Below are 835 nucleotides of genomic sequence, written 5' to 3' on the forward strand. Positions count from 1 at the left end.
AACGCAAGACGCCCGAAGAACTGCGCAGTCACCGCTGGTATGGCGTGAACGATCTGCGGTCGTTCGGCCATCGCTCGCGCACTGCGCAGATGGGCTACAGCCGTGAGGAATATGCGGGCAAGCCGGTCATCGCGATCCTCAATACGTGGAGCGAGATGAATCCGTGCCACACGCATTTCAAACAGCGTGTGGAAGAGGTCAAGCGCGGCATCTGGCAGGCGGGCGGCTTCCCGATCGAGCTGCCCGTGCAGACCTTGTCGGAGCCGTTCCAGAAGCCCACGACGATGCTCTACCGCAACTTCCTCGCGATGGAAGCGGAAGAGACGCTGCGTTCGTATCCCGCCGATGGCGTCGTGCTGATGGGCGGCTGCGACAAGACCACGCCCGCGCTGCTGATGGGCGCGATCTCGATGGATCTGCCGACCATCTTCCTGCCCGCCGGTCCGATGCTGCGCGGCAACTGGAACGGCGCGACGTTGGGCTCCGGCTCCGACACCTGGAAGTACTGGGCCGACCTGCGCGCGGGCAAGATCACCGACGACGACTGGCGCGGCGTCGAAGGCGGCATTGCGCGCTCGCCGGGTCACTGCATGACGATGGGCACGGCGTCGACGATGACGAGTGCAGCCGAAGCACTCGGCTTCACGCTGCCGGGCTTCGCGTCGATACCGGCACCCGATTCGCGCCATGCGCAGATGTCCGCGAAAACGGGCATGCGCATCGTCGAGATGGTGTGGGAAGACTTGAAGCCGTCGGACATCCTCACGGAGAAATCGATCGATAACGCCGTGACGACCTGCCTCGCGCTGTCGGGATCGACGAATGCGATCGTGCA

1 protein-coding gene is annotated in these 835 nt (G+C 64.3%); it reads left to right on the top strand.

Annotated features, from left to right (window positions below; genetic code table 11):
* A partial coding sequence (locus G3N95_RS40400) for a dihydroxy-acid dehydratase (protein WP_241019217.1) occupies positions 1-835 on the top strand: 835 nt, incomplete at both ends.

It is taken from the genome of Paraburkholderia sp. Tr-20389, assembly GCF_017104565.1.
Classification (GTDB): Bacteria; Pseudomonadota; Gammaproteobacteria; order Burkholderiales; family Burkholderiaceae; genus Paraburkholderia.